This window comes from Streptacidiphilus melanogenes, assembly GCF_000787835.1.
In the GTDB taxonomy this organism is placed as follows: Bacteria; Actinomycetota; Actinomycetes; order Streptomycetales; family Streptomycetaceae; genus Streptacidiphilus; species Streptacidiphilus melanogenes.
The window spans coordinates 1,587-3,662 of sequence record NZ_BBPP01000095.1; the positions used below are offsets into that span (position 1 = coordinate 1,587).

2 protein-coding genes are annotated in these 2,076 nt (G+C 70.5%); one reads left to right on the top strand and one right to left on the bottom strand.

The window, feature by feature from the left end:
- Positions 1-773 (top strand): hypothetical protein (locus tag TR49_RS39250; protein WP_042391231.1); only part of this gene is annotated, 773 nt, incomplete at its 5' end.
- A 453-nt stretch (positions 774-1,226) separates the two neighbouring features.
- On the opposite strand, the gene TR49_RS39255 is transcribed toward TR49_RS39250, so the two are convergent.
- On the bottom strand, positions 1,227-2,076 hold an 850-nt coding region (locus TR49_RS39255; protein ID WP_042391233.1), incomplete at its 5' end, for a hypothetical protein.

The window sequence follows — 2,076 nt, forward strand, 5'->3', positions numbered from 1 at the left end:
TCGGCATCCTGGCCACCGACCCCCTCCCCCTCGGCCCCGCCCGGACCATCTACCGCACCACCGCCGCCACAGGCGTCCAGCAGGTCACAACGACGCAGGACGCGTCCTACGTCCACCTCGCCATCACCTTCGCGCAACCACCCACCACCACCCTCACCCTCGGCCTGGACACCCTCCCCACCCGCAACGCACCACCACCCCCCGGCTCGACCGACCACCAGGCCTCCTACGCCCTCGTGCTCGACCCCGCCCGGCACACCGGCCAGACCTGGGTGCGCGACGACCTGGACCCCGACCCCGTCGACTACACCCCCATCCCCGACAGCTCCAGACCCCCACCGGTCAACGGCTGGCGCCCCCTCGAACTGATCACCGACAGGCCCTGGACACTGCCGGCCACCCACACCACCACCCCCATGCGGTTCGACAACGCCGGCCTGCTCCGCTACGGGAACTGGACCCCCGGCGCCCCGAACTACGACAGCCTCGCCCTGTGGCACATCAACGGCACCGAACTCGACCTCCGCATCCCCTGGGCCATGACCGGGATCAGCGACCCCTCCTCACACCAGGCCCTCATCCCCCTGGCAATGAACCACGCCATCAGCCAAACCATCCCCGGCATCACCCTCACCATCGCCGGCCCCACCCACACCACACAAAACACCGGCACCATCCACTGGCCCACCTGGAACACCGTCCACTACACCGAACGCCTCAAACCCGACACCAACGCCCTCCACGACGCCTTCACAACCGTGACCGCACCCTAGGACCACCGACACCAACCCGGACAGAGCCGCCAACGCGCCCTCCTCCCCGATCAACCCGACCCCACCAGCACACCGCGGATCACCCACCCGGCACCGCCCGAACCCGGCACAGAGGACACCACGGACGACCGCGTCACCGGCGGACCCCGAACGGGTCGTCAGCCAGCCGGCCCCTCAGCGACATCACAAGCCTTCAAAGGACCGGCACCCCGCCGGCCGGGACACCGATCGCGCCCCGTCCTCGAGGACACCGGGCCCGTGACCCGGGGCGGGGCAGCCGTCGGCCCTTCTCCCACAGCTCCTCGCCGGAAGCAGCCGCACCGCCACCTCATCCCGAACAGCCCACACCGCTGCGCCCCGGCCATCGCCAATCGCCATGTGCTCGCCGCCCCGCACCCACCCCCGTGAAAGCCGGGCCACAGGACGGGACAACGCCGGCGGCCCGCCGGCGAATCACCGGACGCTGTAAACCTTCTCCGTCACGAGCATCGGCGCGCCGGCAGGGCCCTTGACGTACGGACCCCGCCAGATGATCTTGTGTTCGCCCAGGCTCGGATACCACTGCCGCACCTTGTGCATCCGCACCGGCCAGCGGTGGTGATAGACCCGTTCACCCCGCACCAGCTCACCCTGCGCCGTCCCGCGGGCGGCGTTCAGCTGCACCACCCGCACCTGCGGATCCGCCACCCCTGCCGTCCGCCGGCCCCCGCGCACCACAGCGGCCGGCTCCGCATCGGGCCGGGCAAGAGCGACGGAACCCTGCGCCAGGAGTCGCCAGAACGCGAACATGTAGCGCCGGTTGAACGTACCGGCCCCGTCGTCGATCACCTGCCCCCGCCCCCACTCCCCCACATCCTGCACTGCCTGACGGGCATTGGCAGCCAACACCGCATGCACCCGGACCAGCCCCTCGGACAGCGCCCGCAACTCATCCACGCTCTTGTCCCTCAAGTCGCCGCGGGCAGGCATCCCCTCCTCCCCCACCGGAACCAGCTTCGGGAACGGGCAGCCGGCCGCGCGAGCCAGAGCCAGGCCCCGGCGCCACTCCTCCGGCTGCACAGGCCCATCACGGTCGACGAACGCCGTCACCACAACGCCCGCAACACCGGCACTGAAGTCCGGGTATGCGCAGTACACGTCCGCGAACTGCCAGCCAAAGGCCCGCACATCCGACAGCACGCCGTTCCGGTTGGTCAACACCACCGGCTCCGGCAACACCACCAGCCCGGCCGGCATCGGCAGGTCAGTCAACCGGTCCAGCATCACCGTCTCCACAACGCCAAGCGTCGCAGCAGCCGCCATC